This window comes from Rhizobium tumorigenes, assembly GCF_003240565.2.
GTDB classification, from domain to species: Bacteria; Pseudomonadota; Alphaproteobacteria; order Rhizobiales; family Rhizobiaceae; genus Rhizobium; species Rhizobium tumorigenes.
In genome coordinates this window covers 151,681-176,203 of the sequence record NZ_CP117260.1, presented here as the reverse complement: position 1 = coordinate 176,203, position 24,523 = coordinate 151,681, and the positions used below count along the sequence as shown (strand labels likewise).

Sequence of the window (24,523 nt, the reverse complement as noted above, 5' to 3'; positions counted from 1 at the left end):
GACTTTAATAGCTATGACGAACAAAGACTTGAGCCAGCACGTTTTCAAGACTCGTCGCGTCAGCTGGAAGGCGGCCGGACTTTGTGTCAGCCTCAGTCTTGGAAGTTGCAGCTCGGTTCCTCTCACGGAGTCCGGGTCGCTGACTTCGTACAGCAGTCTGGGAGCAAGCGAAGGGCGTTTCACCAAGTCCCGCTCCTACGTCGATACACCGGCGTTGCTAGCAGCCAGTTCAATTGCCATATCACCGACGCGGTTGTCACCCGAAGCCTACTCGCGTGTTCACAACATCGGCAACGGCCGTCTTGTTTCCAATGCGCTTGATCGCGCGCTATGCGTTGACCTCAGTGATAAATACCATGTCGTCGGTCCCGGTGAGCCCGCCGACATCATCGTAAAGGTCGTCATTACGGACATAGTTCCAACCGGCAAGTTCGCGGCCGGCTTGTCTACGGCGGTCAGTCTCGGAAGCTCGGTCGTCCTGCCCGTCGGCGTGCCTCGTCTGCCCATTGGATTGGGTGGCCTCGCGGTGGAAGCGGAGGCCCTCGACAATAACGGGATACAGAGGGCGGCTATTGTCTGGTCCCGCGGCGCCAACTCTATCACCAACGAGGCTCGCATTTCCGAAGTCGGGGACGCTTACGGCCTTGCGTCGTCCTTTGCCGGTCAGTTCGCGGAAATGCTTGCAAAGGGAAAGAAGACCTCCGGCTTGAACCTGTCGCTCCCGTCCCGGCAGAAATTGCAGTCGCAACTCGGAGGCGCGCCGAAGAACGCCGCATGCGAAGCTTACGGCCGTTCGCCCGGAATCCCGGGACTGGCCCTCGGCCTCCTCGGCGCGCCGCCATCATGGGCAGATCATGGTCCGAAGCTCTAGGCGCCTGACCGCTGCGTCACTTTTCAAAAGGCAAAGCCCTTCCTGGCCCGCGTCAGCCAGGCCGCGTCCCCAACCACCGAGAGCATGACCATTGATATGTCCACCCGTTGATCGTAGGCAGCGCCCTGAGCCTTCGCTTCTTTCGTCAAGCGCACCCACATTCAATCTTTCAATTACCGTTTCACCGGCTGACATCGATCAGCAGGGGCACGTCAACAATTCCGTCTATCTTCAGTGGGTGCAGGAAGCCGTGCTCGGCTACTGGCATCACATCGCACCAATCGACGCCAGAAATGATCTGGTCTGGGTCGCGCTGGCCCATCACATCCGATATAGAAAGCCGGTGCTCTTGGGCGATCCGATCCATGTGTTGGTGACAGCGACCCACGCTTCTGGACCCCGGGCGTCCTTTACCACACGGGTGAAGCACCGCGATGAGCTTTGCGCCGAGATAGAAAGCTCCTGGTGCTGCATAAACGCCGCGACGCGACGTCCCCATCGCTTGGCAAAGGAGATCATAAAGACCTTCCTGCCTGCGTGACAGCTTAGGGGAACCTTATGATTGGGGATGGCATTCGAACGATCTGCCGCCAGCCGCCTCGAAATTCGATAATGAAACTGCCGCAGATCGGCCTCGGTCGCGCTTCCGGCGGATAGCCAGCCGGATCTATCCGTCATCCAAGCCCGGCAAAGCCTTTCTGGCGCAAACCCAGCTGAAACTCTCAACGTTCTTTGCAACAAAGCCTCGCGGGCGACGATCTAAATACGCGCTGGCAAATACTGCCGGGCTGCGCCAGCTGGTGCCAGCGCAGCGCTACGAGCTTCAGTAGGCCTCTATTGATGTATCAGAGCGTTCCGCCAAAACGAGGTCAATATGTTATAGTCACGACGACTGTGTCGCTGTAGGTCCCAATAGGCGGTGTTGTCTGTGCCGGTACCCGGCCATAGACGACGAGCCGCTGCACGAGGCCGGTACCAGTGCCCGAAGCGAGGAGCCCCGCTAAGCTACCCCACAGCTGCGACCTTGCCGCATCCCGGAACAGCCCGTATGTGATCGAATTTGTGCCGTTCGTCATCTTGCGTTGCGCCGGCACCGCATTGGTCAAGCCGCCATTGAGGCTGATGGAAAATGGCAAGCCGGACGTGCAGGTGACGGACAGATCTGTGGAAGCATCGACCTTGGTCTTGAGCAGTCCCTGGGAGCCAAAGTTCAAGTTCTGCGCCGTGACGCTACACGTGCGATCAACAAAGCTCTGCACTGAGAAGGCGGAGAATGTCGGGTTTTGAGTCACGGAGCTGCAGGCCGGGGCGGTGAGAGTGTACGGTGTCCAGTTTACGCGAAACGAGCTACCTGTGAACAGCGAAGAGTAGGCGCCGCCGGGCGTTGTCGGCTGGGTGGCAAGAATACGCCCGTAGACGGACCGGGTCATCGATGCACTTGTTAGTGGTAGCAATAAGAGGTCGAATGGCTGCGGCGCGCCCAAAGCCGGCAGATCGAGCGAGCCCAAGGGTGTCGAGCGTGAGGCATCCTGGTAAAGCTGGTACTGCAGCAGGTTTGCACCATTTGCCATCGTCCGCGCACCACCCACCATTCCGCCACTGCCCCCGCCGACGTTGATGCAGACGCGGACATTTGTGCTGACGTTTAAGGTGTTTGAACAGTTGATCGAAACGGTTGTCGAACTGTCGACACTGGCGCCACCCAGCAGGTTGACCGTGCCGAAGTTTAAGTTCGCCATAGTGACCGTGCAACTCTGCGCGTTGGCCGGCATCGCTGCCAATGTAAAACCGATACTGGTAACGACGCCCAGCAGGCCAAGCATGACCTTGTGTATGCTCATTCGACTTCTCCGCAAATGGCTGGATTGAAGGCTTTTGATGCGGCAGGATCGATCTCTACTCGGCACGGCGGGCGGCCCGATGTCTCGATGGTCAGCCGGGTCGGTCCGGTCAGGCCCGCTAGATAGGCCTGGCCGTCGTATCCGACGATATGGCGGTCGTCGCTGCCTTCGACGCGCAAGAGTGACCCCGCCTCGACATAGGTTCCATCCTGACGCCGCAGGGTGATGGTGACAGCCTCGCTCGTGTCCCTCGTCTTGAAGCCGACGACGACGCCGCTCCGCTTGCGCGGCATAACCTTCTGCGATACGGCCTCGACCGTGGCGCCAGGCGGCAGCGTTTCGGCGTCGATGCTGATCGTATTCTCTTCGAAGGCGCGAAGGCCAGTGACCAGCATCTTCCCGTTCTTGTTGGTCTTGCCGATCGGCCGGTTCTCGAACTGGACGTCGACGTCCGGCAGGCCCACGTCGACCACTGCGAGGCCGTCATCCACCCTGTCCGTCAGGAAAACGTCGCCCCCGGCAACCACCACGGCACCATCGAGTTGCCCTCGCAGATTGAGGTCGCTGCCGACCTGCTGTACAGTCACGGCCGCATTGCCCGCCGCACCGCTATAGGTTGCGCCGACCGATCGGGTGTTTCTACTTCCTGCGGAAGCGCCTGCGCGCCAGTCCAACGTGCCGTTCTGCAGCTCACGGCGTCCAGCCGTTTCCGCAACGACGGATGCCCCGTAGCCGTCTGCGGTCACCCCCGTCGAAGCGCGGGCACCACCTCCGAACGACCAGCTCAACCCACCGAAAATGCCGTAGGAGTTGCTGCGCTCGACGTCCGTATACGCCGTGACAAAGGCATTGCCGCGCCCGCCGATCTGACGGCTTGCCGTCAGGCCGGCGATTCTCGACCGGTCTCCCCGGGCCGTTTCCACATGGGTGAGGCTGAGGTTGAGAACCGTGGGATCGAAGCTCAGGGGCATCGATAGGTTGACCTGGTCAAGGCCGCGCGCTGGCCCGCCGCTGCGGGCGAAGTTGCCAACGCTGCCGGGCAAACTCACGTCATCGGCGGTGACCGCAGCAATATCCACATAATCGCCGAAGGTGCGTTGCGTGCTGGCCCGCAACTGCATTCCCCAGAACGCCGTCTCGACGCTTGCCGATGCCAAGTAGCCATTGCCGTCGCCTTGGCTCATGGCGCCGGATAGGTTGACGATCCCGTATCTTCCGAGACCGGCCGTAGTGCCTAGACCGGCGGTCCAGAAGTTCTCGCCAGCCTCGCCATGGCCTTCCAGCGTCAGCCAGTCGGCGACACCTAACCGTCCGGTGGCAGAGCCCATCGGGCGATCGTCGTAGGCGAAGGACTGAACGCCATACTGTCGGCGGGCAAAACCGAACTCTGCGGAGTAGTCGAACAGTTTGGAAGCCAGCAGATCGGCGGAGGCGTAGAACGGTGTTTCCGTCACGGTCTGACGTCCCAGGGCATCGCGCACAACGAGCCTCGCCGTTCCGTTTCCCGTCAACACAGGGACATCGGAGATGGCGAAGGGGCCGGCCGGCACGTCTTGCGACAGACGGTGCGTATTATTGACATAAACGTCGACAGTTGAGGGAACTGCGGCCGAACCTGACATCCCAGGAAGAGGCATGGTGACCAGATCCGGCCGCAGGCCGAAGTTGCGCTGTATCTGGACGCCGCTCATCCGAACCGGCCGGCTCCAGCCGAGACCGCCGGTGATGATGTCGCCGACTTGATAACTCATCATGCTTTCCTGGTCGTCGTAGGACCAGGCCGTCTCCAGCCGTGCGCCGGAGTAGATGTCGTTGGGCGAGAACGCTACGAGCTGGGACGATGTCAGGAGCCCCAGAGGGCTGAACATGCGGGCCTCGAAAGCGCCCGAGAGACCGCTGAAGCTCCAGGGATTGCCAACCTTCTCGGTCTCAGTGGAAGCATAGAGGGTGTAGTTGACGAGCCCGCCGATTGCGCTTTTTGGTGACCGGCGACCCGATCCCCCTGTCTCTCCGGACGTGATCTTGAGCGTGGCGAGACTGTGTAGCGCGGCGGTGAAGGCGAGTGTCTGCTTCGCCTCATCGTAGTCGAAGGTAACGCCCGGCAGCTTTGCAATGTCGAGCCAGCCATCGGGTAAGGCCGCTTCCCGCGCCGGCGCTATGCCGCAATTTTGCAGTTGCTCCGGCTGGATCGCCAAGCGACCGCCAGAAAGCTGTCTCACCGCCGCGATGAGGCCACTGGGCTTGCCGTTGACCAGCACTTCGAGCTGGAGTTCACGCGCCGTCTCTTGTGCAATAGCGGGTAACGTTACGCGTCTATCGCGTCCAAAGCCTTGGTCACTGAAGGAAAGCAATACGAGGCCAGCAGCGAAAACAAGGCAGGGGTCAGCCACCCATGAGTTTCGTCTTGGCATTGAAGCTACCGCCCTCGTTTTCGCCCGACACAGTCAAAGCCGCGGCTGTCTTCTTGCCGGCCACAAACCAGCTGACGCTCGATCCTCCCAACACATAGCCGACGAGGCCGTCGCGCCTGCCAATGGTCGCTGTCCCGGTCTTCAGGCTGAGATTGGCCACCTTGAAACGCCGCTGGCCGCGATTGATCGCAGTCACTTGATAACCACCCACCGAAGGCTTGATGTCCCATTCAACGGACGGAGCGGAGACCTGATCCTGGGAGAAAAACACAGGGATGGAATGACGCACCACCATGACGACGGTGGCTGCCTGCGGACCAGCTGTCGGCAGTTCGTCCACCACCAGGCGATAGCTTTCCTCGCCGCTGACCGGCGCTTTCGACGTACGTACGATGCGCACGAGGTTCTGGGCCCCCGGCTTCATGCTGGTAATCGGCGGGCTCACCATCACGTCCTGCGCGGGCATGAGGACGTCCGCCCCTGTGGCCTGGTCCCACTTGAAGATGCGGACCTGGACGTTGATCGGCTTGGCCGCATCGTTCCAGAGCGTGATGTGGGAGCTGGACGTCGGTGCGGTCAGGTCGATGACTACAGGCGCGACCCGGAGCGACGCGGCCGAGACTATCGACGCGCAGCCGATAGCCGCCGTCATCGCCAAGGCGAAGGCAATAGAACGCATGAGGTTTCTCCTCGATCAATATGTGAGGGTGACGGCGACGATGTCGGTATAGGCGCCGGGCGCCGGCGTAGCCTGCGGCGGTACACGCCCATAGACCGTATAAGACTGGGTGGAGCCAGTGCCTGTTGCACTCATTGTATTGGTGCTGACGGTATTGCCCCAAGTGGTGGTGCGGCCGGTATCCGTGAACAGCGAATAGCCGAGCTTTGCAGTGGCAGGCCCGGTCATGTAGCGCGTGGTGACCGTTGCCCCGACACCGCGGCCTGTGTCCAGGCCAATGTTATAGGCAGTGCCACTAGTGCACTGGACGACGATGGCACTGGTGGCGTCTTTGTTGGAGCCGATCACGCCCGTCGAACCGAAGTCCATGTTGCCTGCGGAGGTGATCTGGCAGTCGGATGTGATCGTCATCTGCACGTTGAATTGTGAACTTGACGTCTGCGCAGATGTCGTTCCCGCCAGCAGCACCAACATGGAAAAAGTTGTGTAGAACAAAGTGCAGTTGCTTTTCATGTTTCCCTCCACGGTGCCAGCAGATGAGTTCCGCCAACCAAAGTATTAGCTAGAGGTAATGCAACCGTCATTAACAATAGATATCAACTAAAAGGCGACTTAAAACCTACAATTTTTGATAATTGCCAAATGTCAATTTCGTCGTTCGGTTGTTGCCGCCTTGTCTGAGAGACCTGACTCGAAATGCTCCACGACCACCTACGCGGCAGCTCTTCGAAACCTTTTGCCTTGTCTGTTCGCTTGACGATCTGCAATGTGACCTTCACGACTTTGCGCAAAGCGGGCCCGCGGCTGAGGACGGCTTTGAGCGCCCCACTGCGCCATCGCGGTCCAGAATGGCAGCACTGCGACGGCTTTAGACTGCCAGATTCGCGCCCATGCGCTAAATTACCGACGTGAAATTGATATTGTGAGCGACGTCGTCGCCAGTAACGGCATGGGTTGCTCTTTCCAGCGCTATCCGCAAGCCAGCGGTGCGCATCGGATCAGGCATGCGGCGGCAGGGCGGCGCCTGCAAGTTTCGTCTTGATCCAATCGGCAACACGGTAGTATCGCAGGGTCAGCGGCGGTCCGTATTTCATATAGAGAGATGCCGTCGTCAGAGGCTCAACCTTGAGCGAAAGATCTGACTGCGGAACGCCTTTTGCCCAGTCCGAGAGGATGCCGCCCAGCATGCTGCCGGTCGGCACGCCACGACCCGAAAGGCCGGTCAGCGCCACGACGCCCGGTGCCAGGTCGTAAAGGCGCGGGACGGTTCGGTATTGCATGTCGAGTTCGCCAAACCAGAAATACTCCCACCGGGATCTCCTGCCTGATCTGCGGATGCAGCCATTTCAGCCGGTCGCTCATAACCCTGCGGGTATACTCCATATCGCGACCGCGCCGACCCATCGGAAACATCGACGCGACGATCCGTCCTTCGGCGTTGTACTTGTAGACATAGATATCGCCGCGACCGTCATGGACGGTGGTATTGCGTGGCAGGATCGAGCGGCGCTCGTCTTCCGATAGCGGCTGCGTTGCCGCGACGAAGACCTTCTGGATTCTGAAGGTCTGGTCGAGCTTTGGCCATCCGCCAACCGTATAGGCGCCGGTGGCGAAAATCACCTTGTCGGCAACCACTTTTCCCTTGGGTGTGCGGATCGCCCAGGCGGTTCCGTCGCGCTCGCAACCGGTCACCGGCGATTGCGTATGGATAATTCCGCCCTCCTGGATGACCGCGCGGGCAAGGCCGCGGGAATAACCGAGAGGATTGAGATGCCCTGCCTCCTCGTGCAGCCAGCCGCCGTGAAAGCGCGGGCTACCGGTAATCGTCGACACCTCGTCTTTGTCCAGGACGCGGGTGTTCGCGCCGACTGCGTTGTAAGTGCGCACCTTTTCTTCGATTGTCTTCATCATGCCGGGATAGGCAGCACCCATGACATAGCCGTGCTGCTGCCATTCGCACTGGATCTGGTAGCGCTCGATCATGCCGGATACGCGGTCGTTGGCGCGGGTCTGCCTGGCGATCAGCCTTTCTGCCCAGGGCTCGCCGAGCATGCGGCGCAACTCCGGCAGGCTGTAGTGCGTGAACGTCGGCGTGCAATGACCGGCGTTGCGACCGGAACCACCAAAGCCGATCTCTTCCCTCTCCAGAAGCACCACGCTGATGCCGTCGCTCGCCAAGTCGAGCGCCGTGGTCAGCCCGGTGTAGCCCCCGCCAACGATGCAGACATCGGCTTTGACCGTACCCTCCAGCTCTTTCGTTTCGACGGCGGGCGTTGCGGTGTCGTACCATAAGGTCGTCTTGAACGGAGAAAACCGGGTCATGCCGCTCCCCTTCAGTTTGAATCGCTGCGCGCGTCGAGTGCATCGCGCAGACCATCCCCGATGAAGTTGAAGCTTGTTACCGCCAGTGTGATCGCCACGCCCGGTACGATCGCGAGCCACGGGGCGCGGTCGAGATATTGCTGCGCACCGTTCAGCATATTGCCCCAGCTCGGTAGCGGCGGCTGGATGCCGTAGCCGAGGAAACTGACATAGGCTTCGAGCAGGATGGCACGCGCGACTGTAAGGGTAGCAGCGACGATGATCGGGCCGATGGCGTTCGGCAGGAGTTCGCGAAACATGATCCAGCTGTTGGAAAGGCCGAGCATCCGGGCGGCCAGCACGAAATCCCGTTCGCGCAGCGAGCGCACCTCGGCTTCGACGATACGCGCGATCTCCATCCAGCTGGTGACTGCGATGATGACGGTGATCATGAACGGGCTGGGCTTGATGAAGGCTGCCAGCGCCAGAAGCAGGAAGATACTGGGAAACGACAGGAAGGCATCGACGAACCGCATCAGCGCCGCGCCGATACGTCCGCCGTAGTAGCCGGCGCAGACACCGATGACGGTGCCGAAGATCGTGCTGAGCACCATGGCGAAAAAACCGACGAGCAGCGAAATGCGTCCGGCCATGAACAGGCGGGCAGCGAGATCGCGACCAAGCGGATCGGTTCCGAAGATGTGGTAGCCGGTCAGCGGTGGGGCAAAGCGGGCGCGCAGGTCGATATAGAGTTCGTTGAACGGCAGCAGGTAGGGACCGATGACGCAGGCGAGCGTCAGCAGCGTGATCATGATCAGGCCGATCATGGCAAGCCTGTGGCGCGCGAACCGACGGAAGGTGCGGCTTTGCCACCAATGGGATTTGCCGGAGCCGGGTATGGAAGCGATTGCGGACATGATCTTTTTCCTAACTCAGCCGAATGCGCGGGTCGACGAAGGCAACGAGGAGATCGGCGATGAGACTGCCGAACAGCACGAGGATCGCAGAAAACATCAGGAGGCCCATGACAACCGGATAGTCGTTGTACCCAAGGCTATCCAGAAACAGCCGCCCCATGCCTGGCCATGTGAAGACCGTCTCGGTCACCAGCGCGCCGCCGAGAATGGTTGGAAGCTGCAACCCCGCCAGGGTGATCATCGGCAGGAGTGCATTGCCGATGACGTGCTTCATGAGGACACGCCGCTCCGATAGCCCCTTGGCTTTTGCGGTGCGGACAAAATCCTGGTTGATGACGTCAAGCGTTGCGGTGCGCATGTAGCGGCTCCAGACGGCGACGTTGACGAGCGCCAGAACCACCGTGGGCATGATGAGGTGGATGGCGTAGTCACTGACCGAGCCATTGCCGATCGTGTACATGTTGCCCGCTGGCAGCCACCGCAATTTGAGGGCAAACAGATAGATCGCGACAAGTCCGAACCAGAATGTCGGGATCGACAGGGCGACCATGGCACCCACGGTGGCGGAATAATCGAAGATCGAATAGCGCTTGGTCGCGCCCTTGATACCCACCCAGGTCCCGACGGCAATCGACAACACGGTCGATGAGCCCATCAGCAGCAGCGTGGCAAAGAGATGCCCGGTGATGATGCCGAGCACCGGCTGGCTGTCACGATAGGAGCGACCCCAGTCACCCTGTAGAAGATGCCAGAGCCAGTCGATATACTGGATCGGCAGCGGCCGGTTCAGGCCCATCTGCTCGGAGATGCGATCGAGCGTTTCCTTGGTCATCCCGGGGGTAAGCGCATATTGCGACAACGGCCCGCCGGGCGCAAGATTGAGGACGGCGAAGCCGATCATCGACACCAGAACCAAAAGGATGAGGCTCTGCCATAAACGGCCCAGAAGATAGTGCAGCATCGCGGTCTCTCCGATAATTGCGGGACGCGCGGTCCCGGACGTCGAATGCCTCTTTCGCCCCCTCCCGCAAAAGGAGAGGGCGGATAAGGGATCGGCGTCAGGACGCCCAGTACCAGCTCCCCGGGTTCCAGCTGTCGATACGGACGTTGACGTTGTAGGCGATACCCTCGGCGCCCTTCTTGTAGCCACGGACCGTGGCGTACTGGAAGATGGGCAGCAACGGCAGATCGGCGCGTATGATGTCCTGGATCTTAAGGTAGATCTTCTTGCGGTCCTCCGGCACGAACGTCTGGCCGCCCTCGGTCAGCAGCTTGTCGACCTCGGGATTGGCATATTGCCAGGTGTTCTGGCCAGAGCCGCCTTTGGCAACGATCGATGTCGACTTGAAATAGTCAGACGTATCGGGATCGGCGCCTGTCAGGAAGTCGAGCCCGACAACGACGCTGTCGAACTTCGAACTGGTCCAGTATTCGCCCCACATGACGGCGGGTGGCAGATTGGAGATCGTCATCTCTATGCCGAGATCCTTGAAGGACTGCTGCATGAACTGCTGCACCTGTTCGCGGATATGATTGCCGGCCGTGGTCGAATTCGAGAAGGAAAGCTTGACGCCGTTCTTAGCGCGGATGCCGTCGCTGCCGGGCACCCAGCCTGCATCGTCCAGAAGTTTCTTGGCCTTTTCGGGATCGTATTCATGCTTGGGCAGATCCGGATTGGCATAGAAAGTTTGCTGCGGCATATAGCTTTCAGTGGGTGTCGGCAGGCCATAATAGAGCGTGTCGATGATCGTCGCCTTGTCCAGCGCATGATAGAGCGCCTGTCGGACCGCGAGATCCTTGAACTGGGGCCTCTCCATGTTGAAGGTTACCGATTCGACTGTCGAGCCCGGCACGACGAGCACGGTCTTGCCATCCAGCGCCTTGGCTTCTTCATAGTGATCCGGCGTGATCCACTGCAGGCCCGCGACGTCGATATCGCCGGTCTTGAACTGGGTGTAGAGAACCGTCAGGTCAGGAATGTATTTGTAGATGATGCGTTCGAGGTAGGGGCCGTCACCGAAATAGCCGGTATTGGCTTCAAGGGTGATATGATCGCCTGGGACCCGCTCCACCCACTTGAACGGACCGGTGCCGACGGGCGCATGGTTGAACGGTGCGGTATTCTTGTCCTTCTCTGCGCCGAGGATGTGCTTGGGCACTATGAAGGTCGAGGCGAGGATCGAGGGATAAGGTGCGAACGGCTTTTCCATCTTCCACGTAATTTCGGTCGGCGAGACGACAGTCAGGTCCCGTACCAATTCATGGCCGGTCTTGCGCCAGCTGAGAAACGCTGGATCGACCATCAGTTCCAATGTGAACTTGACGTCTTCGGCAGTGAAAGGCGACCCGTCATGCCACTTGACATCGTCGCGCAGCTTGACCTTCCAGGAAAGCCCATCGGCAGAGATGCCGCCATTTTCGACGCTGGGAACCTCGACGGCCAGCGCTGGCGTGAACTTGCCTTGGGGATCAATGGCGAAAAGCGGGTCGAACAGGCTGAAATGGATACCTTCGTCGACTTCGATATGCAGCATATGTGGATTGAAGACGGTCGGTTCCTGTGAAAAGCCGACGATCATCTGGCCGGTCGGCTTTGCCGGCGGCGTCGCGGCAAGGGCCTGGTCTCGGCCGAGAAGGCCGGGCATGATCAAGCCGGATGCACCGGCCAAAGCCATCATGGTGAGCGCCTGGCGGCGCGTCGGGTTGAAAACTGCAGGCTTGGTTTCGTCAGACATCGGCTTTCCCCTTTGATTTTCAGTCACTGTTCCACTTTGTTTTTCGGCACGTCATGTCATCTGCCTTCTTTGCCGGGCAGAATTAGAAACCGCTGATCAGCTCGATCTTCGAACCGTCGGAAAAGCGGGAAAAGCGAAAATCCCTGGGATCGACCACCGGCGTTCGGCTGGTAACGATGTCGGCCATTAACTTGCCTGCGGCAGGACCGATGCCGAAGCCATGGCCGGAAAAACCGGTCGCGATATGGAAGCCGGGGATCTGATCGACCGCTGAGATTACCGGGACGGCATCCGGCGTCACATCGATATAGCCCGCCCAACGCTGGGCAATCTCTGCCTTTTCGAAGACCGGAAATGCCTTCTTGAGGTTGGCCAGCGCCAGATCGGAAAGCTTATTGGCGGGCTTCGGGTCAAGCACGCGATTGTATTCGAACGGGCTTGCCTCATCCATGGCCCAGCGATTGGGGATACGGGCCTCGTCGAGGAAGCGCCCGCCCAGCCGGAATTTGAGCGAGCGCCATTCCTTTCCAAAGGCAGGCATGAAGTCGCGGGCATAGCGGAAGGATTTCGGCACGATATCGACGACGTTCTCGTGTCCGGAGGCAATCGTATAGCCGCCATCCTGCCGCTTGCGCACGGCAAAACCCTGCGACCAGATAGCCTGCTCCGGCCCACCTTCCAGCGGCTTTGTCCGCAGGACCGAGTTCATCACCTTCAACTGCGGCAGGTCGATCCCAAAATTTCCGGAAAACAGGCTGGACCATGCCCCGCCGGCAAGCACCACTGCCGAACATGCGATCGGGCCACGCTCGGTCACAACGCCGGAGATCCGCCCGCCGGACGTTTCGATGCCGCGCACTGCGCATTCCGTCAGGATCGTCGCTCCCTTGTCGCGGGCGGCTTCGGCAACCGCGGGGGCTGCGACCTGCGGTTCGGCACGTCCGTCTGCGGAGGTGTAGAGCGCACCCTTGATGTTCATATCCGCATTCGGGAACATCGACCGGAATTCTCCGGCACTCAGCATCCTGGAGTCAAGCTGGTAACCTTCGAGGTTGCGGTTCCAGCGCTCGTGATCGGCAAACTCCTGATCGCTGGCGCAGGTGAACAGGATGCCAGCACGTTTGTAGCCTGTGGAACGACCAATCCTCTGGTCGAGATTGCTCCACAGCCGCAGGGCTTCCGCCATCAGCGGCACTTCGCGCGGATCTCGCCTGGAAATACGCACCCAGCCCCAGTTGCGGCTCGACTGCTCGTGACCGATGCCCCCCTTTTCGCAAAGGGCAACGCGCAGGCCGCGCTCGGCAAGTTCGAGCGCAGTGGACGTGCCGATGATGCCGCCGCCGATAACGACGACATCCACTTCGGCAGGCAGGTCGGCATCGCCGTGGACGGGAACGACATAGGGTCCGGGCATTTCAGTAGGATTCCTCGAGCTGGCAATTGATGTTGAATTCGGCGACACTGGCCTCGTTCGGCAGGTCCAGCAGCATGGATATGATGCGGGCAAGATCACGCGGGTCGGTCATCGTTTCGGCGATGCGATCGCTGATACTTAGCGCCATGTCTGTGGCAACAAAACCCGGGCAGACGGCGGTAGCGCGGATGCCGAGATCGAAGCCCGCATGGCGGATGCCGTGGGCAAGGGCAACAGCTGCAAACTTGGAGATCGAATACGAACCGGCACCGGCCGACTTCACGCGCTTGCCGGACAACGAACCGAGAATAATCACCCTGCCCCAGCCACTCTCGCTAAGAGCCGGCCATGCAGCCCGGGCAAGCCGGCGCGGCGCCTTGACGTTGACAGCAAGCATCGCGTCGATGTCCACCTCGTCGGCCTCTATGACCGATTTCGGAATCATGATCCCGGCATTGGCGACGATGGCATCGATGCGGCCGAAACGGTCGATGGCCGCATTGACCCAGGTCTGCTCGGCAGTTTCGTCAAATGCATCGTAGGCTTGGACATGAACGCGCCGTGGATCGGCCCAGGCAGGCTGCGACGGTGTGCGCATGCCAAGCGACAGGCGCCATCCCTGTTCGTGCAGAAAAACCGCCACAGCCGCGCCGATGCCACGATTGGCACCCGATATCAACGCTACACGCTCTGCCATCATGGCATAATCCTCCAAAACAACGATCAGGACAGGCCGGCGATCCGCCGGTAGGTTCTGCGCAGAATGTCCATCAGCAGTTGCTGGTCGCCCTCCGGCACGAAGTCGAAGAAGTCTTTCGATTGCCGGGTAACGATGGCGCGCACCTCGACAGCCAGCTCGGCGCCCTTTCCTGTGATGTAAAGTTCCTGTGCGCGATTGTCGTCTACCGACGTCTCGCGGGTCAGGAGCCCCTGGCTTTCCATCTGCTCGACAAGGCGGCCCATGGCGGAGCGATCCTTGAGAATGAGTTGGGCGATCACGGACGGGCGAATTCCCGGATGACTGTCGACCATGAGCAAGGTGGTGATCTTTCCGGTCCCCTTGGCGACATCGTATCCCTCAAGGCGCTCATCCAGATCGCGCGAGACTGCAATATTGACCGTGCGGATGTAGAAGCTCAGCGTATCTTCCAGCACATCGAGATCGATGTCCTCAAGCGAAACGGGTGGCGTCTTTCGTCGTTCTGGCACAGTCAAAAGCCTTAAAAAACAAAGTGGTACCACCCTGCCTTTTCTCACAAGGGCAGTTATTACGATCTTGGGAGGCGATAATTAAGGGTAGTCTTCCGAGGACTATGATTTGCCAGATAGTGGATAAATGCAACTATTTTTTGATGTATTCGCCGAATTTTTATTCACTGCTACACCCTGCCTATTTATTAGGCGGATAGATATATTCATCCGAGGCAAAACGACAAAAAAACCGCCCTGACACGGGTTCAGGACGGCTCACTGTGCAGGTCAGGTCACGGCCGCGTCAGGCAGCCGGTTCCCACTCCGCACCGGGGATTGCCGAGACAAGCTTGCGGGTATAATCGTGGCCCGGCGCGCGAAAGATCTGTGAGGGTGGCCCGTGCTCGACGATTTCCCCCCTGTACATGACGGCGACCTCGTCGCAGATCAGGCTCGCGACCCTCAGATCATGGGTGATGAAGATCATCGCCACCTTTGTCTCTTTCTGAATGCGCGTCAGTAACTCGAGAATCTGCGCCTGGATCGACACGTCGAGGGCCGATACGGCTTCATCGGCCACCAGCAGCACAGGGTCGAACATCAGCGCCCTGGCGATGCCGATCCGCTGACGCTGGCCGCCGGAAAATTCATGCGGGAATCTGTCATAGGCGCCCTCGTCCAACCCGACCAACTTCAACGTCCGAAACGCCTTCGCCTTGGCCTCCAAAATGGACATCCCGTGCGCCACAGGTCCGACGGTCAGGACCCTGCCGATGGTATGACGTGGATTGAGGGATGCAAACGGATCCTGGAAAATCATCTGGATATAGGGCCGGATCGAGCGGAATGTGTCGTTCGACATCGGCGCGATATCGCGACCGTCGAACAGGATCTGGCCGCTATCCGATGCCATCAGCTTCAGCAGAACGCGGCCGAGCGAGGACTTTCCGGAACCGGATTCGCCGACGATGCCGAGGGTTCGCGCCTTGCGGATCGAAAAACTGACATCGTTGACGGCGCGCACGGTTCTTCCCTTGGTAAAGAACCCGCCGGACGTGTGGTAGGTCTTGCTGAGATGAGATACCTCAAGCACGACGGGCGTATCCGCTGCTCCCTGCCGATCCTGCGCGGTCATGCGCGGAACGGCGGCAATGAGGCGTTTGGTGTAGGGATGCTCGGGCGCGTTCAAGACGACATCGGCGGCCCCCTGTTCCACAAGATGTCCTTTCTCCATGACGATCACCCGATCGGCAATCTCTGCCACGACGCCGAAATCATGGGTGATGAACATCACGCTCATGTTCTTCCGGCGCTGGATCTTGCGGATCAGTTCGAGAATCTGCGCCTGTGTCGTGACATCCAGCGCCGTTGTCGGCTCATCCGCGATCAAGACGTCGGGATCGAGCGCTAGTGCCATGGCGATCATGACACGCTGGCGCTGTCCGCCGGAGAGACGGAACGGATACTGATGCTGAATCAGGCCCGGGTCGGGAAGGCCGACCTCATCGAGAAGACCGAGAACCTTGGCAGCTCGGCTTTCCGGCGTCCCCACCTTGTGCGCTTCCATCACCTCGGCGATCTGATCGCCGATCGTCATCAGCGGATTGAGCGCCGAAAGCGGATCTTGAAAAATGATCGAGACGGCGCGGCCACGCAGCGCCCGTAAAGTCTTTTCATTCGCCTGGATCAGGTCCTGCCCTTTGAACCAGATGCTACCATGGGTGACCGTGATGGCCGGCGACAACAGCCCCATGATAGCATTGGCCGTCACCGACTTTCCTGACCCGGACTCGCCGATGATGCAGAGAATTTCCCCGGACCTCAGATCGAAGGAAATATCGCTCACCGCATGGGCGCGCTCCATGTTCTTCGGGAGACTGACGGTCAGTTGCCTGACGGACAGCGCAACATCTCCGGCTGCTTCCGGTCGCATGATTTCAGTCTGCATGATGGCGGGTCCTTTCCGATTTTCGCGAAGGCTTGGAATCATGCAAGAATGATGCCGGATGTCGGGAGTTGCAGTTTCACGGGCTAGCGCCTGAGCACCCTTGTTGGTGATAGCACGGCAAGTCCGACGGCCGTCGCCGAGAATGGGGCAGCTTTGCCAGCGGCACACGGCGACATTACGGATATTCAAGTAACTGAATAGTAGTGTTGTTTCACGATGCCCGTCTCACGGCTTGGGAGACATAGGGCGCCGTACCGGAACCTGCATCGAGTTCTTCGCCCCACTGGTCGATAATTCCTTCTAGGATGGCCAATGACAGGCGAAGCTCATTCGCGTTCCCCGTAGGCACCAGGTGTGAGCCAGGTTGGAAACAACGCTGGCCTTCCTGAAGGTTGGAACCGTCGCTGACATGATGGCAGAGATCAGGCAAAACAGGGATCGAACCTTTGATTTTCGGCCGAAGCCAGAGGCTCGCACTCGCGCAACCCGCCCCGCCGACCACCAATAGTCCAGACCAAAACAGCGAAAGATCCAACACTCCATTGGCGAAAAAAGCCGCAAGCCCAGCGCCGATTAATGGTTCGACGTAGGAAAAAGCACCGAGCGCCTGAATGTCTCCGCGCTTCAACCCATAGTCCCAAAAATAGATGGCCAGCCCCATTGGGAAGATTCCAAGCGCCGCCATCGCCATCAAAGCGCTCGGCGTCGGCTGCACCCAGCTTTCCATTGCCAAATGCCCGGCAAACGACACGATAGCGGACACGATATAAAACATTCCCAGAGCGGAGGATGGCACTTCAGGAAGAGCTCGGGACACAAGCGAGTATAAACCCCAGAGTGCAGCCGCAATCCCTACGACGCTTAGGTAGAAACTGCCGTCGATAACGCTTTCACTAGCACCGGTATTGATAAGTCGCAGCACGCCTGCCAACCCCATGATGACGCCGATGATGTGAAACCACCTGAGCCGCTCGCCTGGCAAAAGCGCCGAGCCAATGACGATCATCAAGGGGGTGGTTCCCTGCAATAGGGCGGCGGACGCAGGCGGCGCCCTTTGTGTCGCATAGTAAATACAGGCGTGGTAAGCAACAAGCGACCCAACCGTCAAAAGCCAAACGGAAGGGGGTTGCCTGAAGGCCACCAATGGCGAGCTTTTTGTGATCAGCCAGACGAATGGCGACAAGGTGCTGGCAAAGAAGAAAGCGATCGCCACCGTTTCGAGTGGTGGGATCGCCGTCGTGTAAGTCACGAGACTCGTTTCACTGGCCCACAGGACAACGCCGAGCGCTCCGAGCAAAGAAGCGCGCACTCGCCCGGCACGATCGTTCATTGTCGAAATTCCGCTTTCAGCTCAATTCCCAAGTGAAACGATGTTGCTGGTAAAAAATCCATTAAAATGCGTGCGCATCGAAAGACTATATGCACCCATCATGGCTATTTCGATCCAGTCGCCTTCCTGAACGTCATCCGGCAGACAGAAAGCTGCGCCGAGCACATCATTGCTGTCACATGTTGGACCATAAACTTTGAATTCGGCGTTTTTAGAAATACACGACCCGCCGTTGCGGATCAGTCGAACAGGACGCCGCTCTTTGGGATGCCCCAATTCCTGCAATGTCCCGAAGATGCCGTCATTGATAAAAATGTTGCGCCCGCGGCGCATGACTACCTGCACGATCGTCTTCCCCGCGTCGGCAACCAACGCTCTCCCAGGTTCGCAGAGGACCATACATGCCCGCGGCAGACAAGCTTCCCTGATCGATCGCATCAGATGACCGAAGTATACCTCTCTTCCCGCGACATCGTCACCGGGATAGGCTGCGGGAAAGCCGCCGCCGACATTCAGAACGCTTAGCTCCACGCCGGCTGATCGAGCAACCTTGGCTGCCAATTCCACAGCATCGGCAAAGGCGGTTGGCGCAAGGCATTGAGAACCGACGTGGAAAGATATACCAGCCTGGATGCCCTTTTTGTTGATGTGCTCCAACATCAACTTGGCTTCCGCTGGTTGTGCGCCAAACTTTGTCGAAAGGATGTATCGTGCATCAGCGGGCTTGGTAGCCAGTCTGACGGCAATGATCAAATCATCTCGGCTGCCGACTTCGTGGATAATTTTTTCAATCTCATCAATGCAATCTGCGGTATAGAATCGAATTCCGTGGAGCTGGCTGGCGGCCTTGATCGCAGGCCGCGTCTTTGCCGGGTTGTTGAAAAACTGGCCCGCGCCAATCCCAAACATGCCATCGACCAATCGGATTTCATCAAGCGATGCAACGTCGAAATCGGTAATACCTGCTGCAAAGAGCGTTTGCAGCACCAAAGGGTGGGGATTGCACTTGACCGCAAAGAGTGACCGACCAGGAAAGTCTTCAAAGCTCTGGGCAGATGCTAGCAGCTTGGCGGGCTCCAGACAAAAGACGGGCTCGCTAGGCTGGAGCCTCGCAATGACATCATCGACATCGGCAAATACCCGAAGCGGCGGTTCCTGTCTCCGCTGACGATTAAATGCTGACAGGTTATCGTGGATTTTCGCCTGCAGATGGCATGGAGAAGTGTCTGACACGTCAATGACGGACGAAGCTCGAAGCACGCTCATGGAGATAGACCCTGTTTTTTTTGATTTTGGTTGGTGTCAGGCTGCGGCTATCAGCGGACCAGATTCGAAGCCTGTCCAGTTTTCGAGAAACCGACTGAGTTCCACAGCTGTCACAGGTTTGCTGAAATAAAAGCCTTGAAGCTGGTCGCAGCCTTCTTCGGTCAAGAAGTTCGCTTGTTCGATCGTCTCGACACCCTCAGCCGTCGTGATCATATTGAGGCTCTGGCCGAGGCTGATAACGGATCTCACGATTGCACCAGACTTTTCCTGCGCGTTCATGTCGCCTATAAACGACTTGTCGATCTTGATCTTGTCGAACGGGAATGAATTCAGATAACCCAACGACGAGTAGCCGGTCCCGAAGTCATCCATCGCGATTTTCACACCAAGCGTTTTGAGGGCGTTCAAAATGCTGAGTGCCGCATTGGCGTCGTTTATCAGCACGCTCTCGGTAATTTCCAGCTCAAGACGCTCTGCCGGCAGTCCGGTCCTGCGCAAAACGTCTTCCACTGTCTCGATGAGTTCGCGACTACGGAATTGGACAGGTGAAAGGTTGACGGCGACGCGCAAATTCGGCCACTCTACGGCCTGGGTGCATGCCGTTTCTAGAACCCAAACTCCGATCGGAATGATAAGGCCCGTTTCTTCTGCAAGCGGAATGAAATCCGCTGGAGATACCAGGCCTCTGGTCGGATGACGCCAACGGACGAGTGCCTCAACACCCGTTATAGTCCGCGTTTCCAGATCGATGAGCGGTTGGTAATGGACTTCCAGCTCATTTTTGAGCACAGCCTGGCGCAGATCATGTTCGAGCGCCTTACGAGCTTGAAGTTCCATGTCCATTTTTGGCTCGAATATTTTGTACGTCGCACGACCAGCTTGTTTGGCCCGGTAGAGGGCAATATCGGCATTCTTTAAAAGGCGTTCCGGATCGCCATCGGCGAGATCGGCAATTGCTATCCCGATGCTGACGCCAATGTGTAATTCCTGACCATCTATGGAAAAAGGCTCTTTGACGGCATTGATGAGCCTACGGCTTAGCTGCTCAGCCTCATGGGGTTGATTGACGCCGACTTGGATGATCGCAAATTCATCGCCGCCGAGACGGGCGACCGTGTCGCTTCGACGCACGCAGCTTGTCAGACGCCCGGAAAGCTGTTGGAGGAGAACATCGCCAGCACCGTGGCCAAGTGTATCATTGACCTCTTTGAAATGATCGAGGTCGAGACAAATCACGGCTATTCTCGCCGTTTCTTCCCGGTGACTGGCAATGGCGACGTTCAATCGATCGCGAAATAGCACTCGATTCGGAAGTCCTGTGAGAGCGTCGTGATGGGCAAGGTGGGCTGCTCGCTCCTGCGCCTCTACTTCCTCGGTAATATCGGTAGCAGTACCTCTATATCCCTGAAACTGGCCTGATTCGGAGACGATCGGCCTGCCAGCAAGCCGGCACATTCGGATACGGCCGGCGGCATCTCGGTAGCAGCATCTGAGATCGCGAAACGAGCTGTGCTCTTGCGTGCCGTCAATGAGCCTGCGCCAACCGTCCGAGTGCACGTCACTGGAGAAAAACTGCTTCAGGGTTTTGCCGAGAACGTTGGTCGCAGCCACGCCCGTGACCTCGGTAAACCGTGCCGAAAAATACATTAGCCGCAGATCGGAATCGCTTTCCCATATCCAGTCAGAAGAGGCTTCAGCCACGTCACGGAACCGTGCTTCACTTTCTCGCAACGTCTGAGCATAAGCCTCGACGGTTTTCGCTGACTGTTCCAACGCTTTCGTAGATCTGCGCGCATTTCCGACAACGAAGATGGCAAAAGCAGCCAAAATGATAAGGGCGATTGCAAGTGGCGGAAGAATAAACCGGAGAAGAAGATAGCCGGGCTTTGCAGGCGCCCATTTGATGGAGCCAAGGTAGACGTGATCCTGCGATACCAGCGGAATAGAAGCCTCGGCACCGACCGGCGTTGCGGTGAAGTCGAGATTGTTGAGAAGATAGTCGTCGCCCACGTGTTGCAGAAATTTGTGGTCAAGCTTTTTGGCAAAAACGATCATCGAAAGATCTTTGGGAGCAACCTTGCTGCGGTCGATGGTCGGGGGCAAAATCCCTGTCGCGGCGACTATAAAAACATCATCGCCCGTCTTGATCATCCCGGTCACAGGTTCGGCCTGTATCGAAGCCACATGCAGGAGGTCACGCAGCCCGGTCGGCATCACCGTGAAGGCATCAACGGTCTGGGGCTTGCCCTCAACGACGGCGTAAACTGTCTTGCCCTCGGGGTCGACAACGAAGCCCAATTCGTAGCCAAGTCCGGTGTATACATTGGCCCCTATATTGCCGTCGGTTCCTGCCCAATCAGTGTCAATCTTCTCGTGCAGGTTTTTGTAGACGTCGTCCCAGACGGCGTAGTCCTTCAGATTGCGAGCGACCTCTCGCGCTTTTACCTGCAAGGCCGTAGTTGCGAGTTTTGTGGAAGCTTCGACTTCAAGTCGATTTTGCCCAGCTGCAGAGAAGATAACGCAGCCGAGAACCACAGCGATCGCAACCACCACGACGCTTGCCATCGACAAAATGATTCGCTGAGAAAAGTTGCTTTCGGAGATTCCGCTACCAACCGATTTTATAATCATCGCCCACCCCTGTCTTCAGGGGGTTGCTACATGCAGACGGCGAATCAAATATTAACGCGTTGAGAAACAACAGTTTTAGGTTAAAAAAAATATGGTTCCCCGTTGACATATTGAATCAAACGCAAAACCCAAGACGATCCCCTTCAGCTTGGCGGATGCCTCGATATTTACGGGCGCCTTTCGTCTGACCGATCAGTGAATTCAAGCCGCTGCCGAATACTATCTGGAGCGATTTGCTTCGACGACGAAAGCAACATGAATGATGACGAGAACGATATCCTGCAGGCTGCTGGCCACAAGGCATTGCCTGCAGGCAAAGCCTATCAGCGCCAGGGACGCGTCATGGCATTCCAGTGCGGGGAGAACGATATTGTCGCGCAGGTGCAGACATCCGAGCACAAACTTTATCGTCTGGGCATATCCAGCGAGGCAAACCACAACGGTCTGGTGACCATCGAAGGGGATTGGTCCTGCCTGTCGCCTACAACTGAAAATACGTCGCGGCAAGTCTGCTGCATGGACTGACAAGGGTAACAAACCGGACGCTGACGGCGAACGGACGCTTTATTGCCGTTCGCTCACACTGGTTACATTGGTCAGCAGAAGAGTTTGGCTGTTCCAGCCCTCCGGTAGCGGATTGGGACGGGCGATCTCTATGTCTTCCATTACCAGGTCGATCACGCCGCTGGCGAAAAGGCCGGGCATACCGTTCGGATACGTGACGAGGCCGATGATCTTGCCGTCGGCATCGAAGCGCCATGCGTTGACGCGGCCGGCGCTCGTGTCTCCAATCGGGAAGCGATCGAAACGGTCCTCGATCGTCGGACGGATATCGTAGCAAAGGCCTGTCTTCAAAGGCCCGGGTTGCTGTTCGAGCGAGATCCGGCGAAGGGTGACGTTGGAGATCCCGCCCTGCTGTTCGGCGACGATGTTGATGGCGCCTTGCATCACCCCGCTGACATCCTCGATCAGCACATTGCTGACGTTGCCGGCTGGAAACTCTTCCGGACGACGGTGGAGAACGTTGATCGTGATCGCCTCGCCAGACCCCCAGAAGCCAGCCGGCGTTTCGTGGCAATCGATCGAGATACGGACGAAGCGGATGCCATCCACCACGCCGCCATCGCGCGAAAAGATACCAAGCCCGCGGTTCGACTTTTCGATGCGGACATCCTCGAAGGATATGTTGCGGAACGGGGAAAAGCTTTCGGTGCCGAGTTTGAGCGCGCAGGAGCGGCTTTCGACGATGCAGTTCCTGACGCTGACATCCTCGCATGGACCGGTCAGCGAGCCGTCCTCGCGCCGGGTGGTCTTTAGCACGATGCCATCGTCGGCTGTTCTGAAGACACTGTCGACGATTCGGACGTTGCGGCAACCGTCGATGACGATGCCATCCGTGTTGGGCATACGGCGGTCGTTGTCGACCTGGACACCCCTCACCTCGATGTCTTCGCATCCGGCAAAATGCATCGTCCACATTGGCGAATCGTCGATGTGTAGCCCTTCGATGCGGATATTCCGGCAGCGATCCAGCACGAGGATGCGCGGCCTGTAGCGGGAGGCGACCAGAGTCCCCATGTCGGCATCTTCCCCAACGGAAAATTTCGTCGAACCGGCGCAAAAGATCCGCCCGCCACCGATCAGCGCGATGTCGGTAGCGCCAACCGCTGCCATCATCGCCCGGTCGCTTTCCTCAGCCACGATGGCAACCAAGGTGTTCTCATAGGCATCGTAGTTCGGGATGAACTGCAGTTCGGCACCGTCTACGATCTCGATCGTCAGATGCGAGCGTAGCCTAAGGCCGCCGCAGTGATGAATGCCGGGCTCGAGCACGATGTGCAACGGTCCCTCATGGGTATCGAACAGGGATTGCAACGTCCCCGTAATCTCATCCGGTTGGGGCGAAAGACGGATATGGGAGGAGGTGGACATGGGGATGACCTGCTGGCTTCTACGGAGTAACATCGGTGGCGATCCCGGTTCCCGAAACCGCCGGGTCAATCAGCAACGCGTCTGCAACAGTGCGGCGATGTAGCCGTAGCAAAAGGCAAACGCGACCTGCTGCTGGTTGTCTCCGGACAGCGTCGGAGCGTGATCTGGCATCACCATGTATTGGTAGCCGGTATCACGCAGCGCATCGATCACGGCAGGCATGTCGATGTCGCCATCTTCGGGGAAGCTTTCGCGGAAGGAGTAGCGCTTGCCGACAATGTTGCGGAAGTGCACGTTCATGATCTTGCCCCGCTCGCCGAACCATCTTGTGATGGCGGGGACCTGCGATACATCCTCGACCATCTCGCCGAGCGTACCGATGCAGAAGTTCAGGCCGTGAACGGGGCTCTCGTGCATCCCCACGAAGCGTTTCATTCCCTCGACGGAACCGAGGACGCGAGTGACGCCCATGTAGCCGGGCGGGGTTGCCGGATCGTGTGGATGGCAAGCAAGGCGGACATTGGCGGACTGCGCGACTGGCACGACCCGCGCCAGGAAATAATCGACGCGCTCCCAGATAGTGTCCTCGTCGATCGTCCCGATACCTTGGGGCGTCGGCTCATCGGGATTGGCGAGATCCAGCCGAAAGGCTTCAGCCATGTAGCCGCCCCGGCCTGGCTCCATCGGCGTGCGCGGGATGCCGATATAGTTGAAATTGTAGCGCACGGACGGAATGCCGGCGACGGCGCAGCTTTCTATAAGGCGGCAAATGCCATCGATCTGCTGATCGCGATCCGGACCGGCGAGCATGATGTCCTTGCAAGGAACGTCTTGGTCCACCCGGGTCGATGGCATCGGCAATTGTGTCATGTCGAGCGTCAGTCCAAAACTCTCGATCTTATCGCGGAAAGCTTCGAGAACAGGCCGATCCCATTTTCGCCAGTCGCCAGGTGGCGTCGCCGAGATATTGCTTGCGCCGAGCTGTTTCATGACGCGGTAGTCGTCGTCATTGCGGGCCGGGATCTGTGTTCCGAGATACATCTGCGTTTCTCCGAT

19 protein-coding genes and 2 pseudogenes are annotated in these 24,523 nt (G+C 58.6%); 3 read left to right on the top strand and 18 right to left on the bottom strand.

The window, feature by feature from the left end:
• Window positions 1-13 precede the first annotated feature (13 nt).
• Both PR017_RS27760 and PR017_RS28645 read left to right on the top strand, forming a co-directional pair.
• Complete coding sequence (locus PR017_RS27760; RefSeq protein WP_111218381.1) at window positions 14-871, top strand: DUF3313 domain-containing protein; 858 nt, start codon at window positions 14-16, stop codon at window positions 869-871.
• Window positions 872-962: 91 nt separating this feature from the next.
• Complete coding sequence (locus PR017_RS28645; protein ID WP_111218383.1) at window positions 963-1,412, top strand: acyl-CoA thioesterase; 450 nt, start codon at window positions 963-965, stop codon at window positions 1,410-1,412.
• Between the two features lie 328 nt (window positions 1,413-1,740).
• On the opposite strand, the gene PR017_RS27750 is transcribed toward PR017_RS28645, so the two are convergent.
• The 16 genes and pseudogenes from PR017_RS27750 to PR017_RS27675 form a co-directional block, all read right to left on the bottom strand.
• Window positions 1,741-2,712 carry a Csu type fimbrial protein gene (locus PR017_RS27750; protein WP_240538929.1) on the bottom strand — a complete coding sequence of 324 codons (972 nt, stop codon included), beginning with the start codon at window positions 2,710-2,712 and terminating at the stop codon, window positions 1,741-1,743.
• A complete protein-coding gene (locus tag PR017_RS27745) occupies window positions 2,709-5,102 on the bottom strand; it encodes a fimbria/pilus outer membrane usher protein (RefSeq protein WP_161959310.1) in 2,394 nt (797 codons plus the stop codon). The genes PR017_RS27750 and PR017_RS27745 overlap by 4 nt, the downstream gene beginning before the upstream one ends.
• Complete coding sequence (locus tag PR017_RS27740; protein WP_111218387.1) at window positions 5,095-5,802, bottom strand: fimbrial biogenesis chaperone; 708 nt, start codon at window positions 5,800-5,802, stop codon at window positions 5,095-5,097. Before PR017_RS27740 ends, PR017_RS27745 begins: the two co-directional genes overlap by 8 nt.
• A gap of 15 nt (window positions 5,803-5,817) precedes the next feature.
• Window positions 5,818-6,315, bottom strand: a complete 498-nt coding sequence (locus tag PR017_RS27735) for a Csu type fimbrial protein (protein WP_111218389.1) — start codon at window positions 6,313-6,315, stop codon at window positions 5,818-5,820.
• A gap of 194 nt (window positions 6,316-6,509) precedes the next feature.
• Window positions 6,510-6,661: pseudogene (locus tag PR017_RS27730) on the bottom strand (IS5/IS1182 family transposase); the annotation flags it as partial.
• 139 nt (window positions 6,662-6,800) lie between these two features.
• Window positions 6,801-8,124 (bottom strand): annotated as a pseudogene (locus PR017_RS27725) (NAD(P)/FAD-dependent oxidoreductase).
• An 11-nt stretch (window positions 8,125-8,135) separates the two neighbouring features.
• The gene (locus tag PR017_RS27720; RefSeq protein ID WP_111218391.1) at window positions 8,136-9,020 is read right to left on the bottom strand and encodes an ABC transporter permease; all 885 of its coding nucleotides are present in this window, start codon (window positions 9,018-9,020) and stop codon (window positions 8,136-8,138) included.
• Between the two features lie 10 nt (window positions 9,021-9,030).
• Window positions 9,031-9,981: an ABC transporter permease gene (locus PR017_RS27715; RefSeq protein ID WP_111218393.1), complete on the bottom strand. Its 951-nt coding sequence runs from the start codon at window positions 9,979-9,981 to the stop codon at window positions 9,031-9,033.
• Window positions 9,982-10,078: 97 nt separating this feature from the next.
• Entirely contained in the window at window positions 10,079-11,755 is a 1,677-nt protein-coding gene (locus tag PR017_RS27710) for a peptide ABC transporter substrate-binding protein (protein WP_111218395.1), read from the bottom strand.
• Window positions 11,756-11,837: 82 nt separating this feature from the next.
• Window positions 11,838-13,169 carry an NAD(P)/FAD-dependent oxidoreductase gene (locus PR017_RS27705; protein WP_111218397.1) on the bottom strand — a complete coding sequence of 444 codons (1,332 nt, stop codon included), beginning with the start codon at window positions 13,167-13,169 and terminating at the stop codon, window positions 11,838-11,840.
• Between the two features lies 1 nt (window position 13,170).
• Window positions 13,171-13,869 carry an SDR family NAD(P)-dependent oxidoreductase gene (locus PR017_RS27700; protein ID WP_111218399.1) on the bottom strand — a complete coding sequence of 233 codons (699 nt, stop codon included), beginning with the start codon at window positions 13,867-13,869 and terminating at the stop codon, window positions 13,171-13,173.
• 23 nt (window positions 13,870-13,892) lie between these two features.
• A complete protein-coding gene (locus PR017_RS27695) occupies window positions 13,893-14,378 on the bottom strand; it encodes a MarR family winged helix-turn-helix transcriptional regulator (protein ID WP_111218695.1) in 486 nt (161 codons plus the stop codon).
• A gap of 286 nt (window positions 14,379-14,664) precedes the next feature.
• A complete protein-coding gene (locus PR017_RS27690) occupies window positions 14,665-16,308 on the bottom strand; it encodes an ABC transporter ATP-binding protein (protein ID WP_161959311.1) in 1,644 nt (547 codons plus the stop codon).
• Window positions 16,309-16,519: 211 nt separating this feature from the next.
• A complete protein-coding gene (locus tag PR017_RS27685; protein ID WP_111218401.1) occupies window positions 16,520-17,638 on the bottom strand; it encodes a DMT family transporter in 1,119 nt (372 codons plus the stop codon).
• A 21-nt stretch (window positions 17,639-17,659) separates the two neighbouring features.
• Window positions 17,660-18,904 carry a type III PLP-dependent enzyme domain-containing protein gene (locus PR017_RS27680; protein WP_111218403.1) on the bottom strand — a complete coding sequence of 415 codons (1,245 nt, stop codon included), beginning with the start codon at window positions 18,902-18,904 and terminating at the stop codon, window positions 17,660-17,662.
• Between the two features lie 36 nt (window positions 18,905-18,940).
• The gene (locus tag PR017_RS27675) at window positions 18,941-21,535 is read right to left on the bottom strand and encodes a bifunctional diguanylate cyclase/phosphodiesterase (protein WP_111218405.1); all 2,595 of its coding nucleotides are present in this window, start codon (window positions 21,533-21,535) and stop codon (window positions 18,941-18,943) included.
• A 255-nt stretch (window positions 21,536-21,790) separates the two neighbouring features.
• Here PR017_RS27675 and PR017_RS27670 point away from each other — a divergent pair, with 255 nt between their 5' ends.
• On the top strand, window positions 21,791-22,060 hold the full coding sequence (locus tag PR017_RS27670) for a hypothetical protein (RefSeq protein ID WP_111218407.1): 270 nt from the start codon (window positions 21,791-21,793) through the stop codon (window positions 22,058-22,060).
• Window positions 22,061-22,099: 39 nt separating this feature from the next.
• On the opposite strand, the gene pglB is transcribed toward PR017_RS27670, so the two are convergent.
• A complete protein-coding gene (pglB, locus tag PR017_RS27665) occupies window positions 22,100-23,467 on the bottom strand; it encodes a polygalacturonase PglB (RefSeq protein WP_111218409.1) in 1,368 nt (455 codons plus the stop codon).
• A gap of 69 nt (window positions 23,468-23,536) precedes the next feature.
• Complete coding sequence (locus tag PR017_RS27660) at window positions 23,537-24,508, bottom strand: mannonate dehydratase (RefSeq protein ID WP_111218411.1); 972 nt, start codon at window positions 24,506-24,508, stop codon at window positions 23,537-23,539.
• Between the last annotated feature and the right edge of the window lie 15 nt (window positions 24,509-24,523).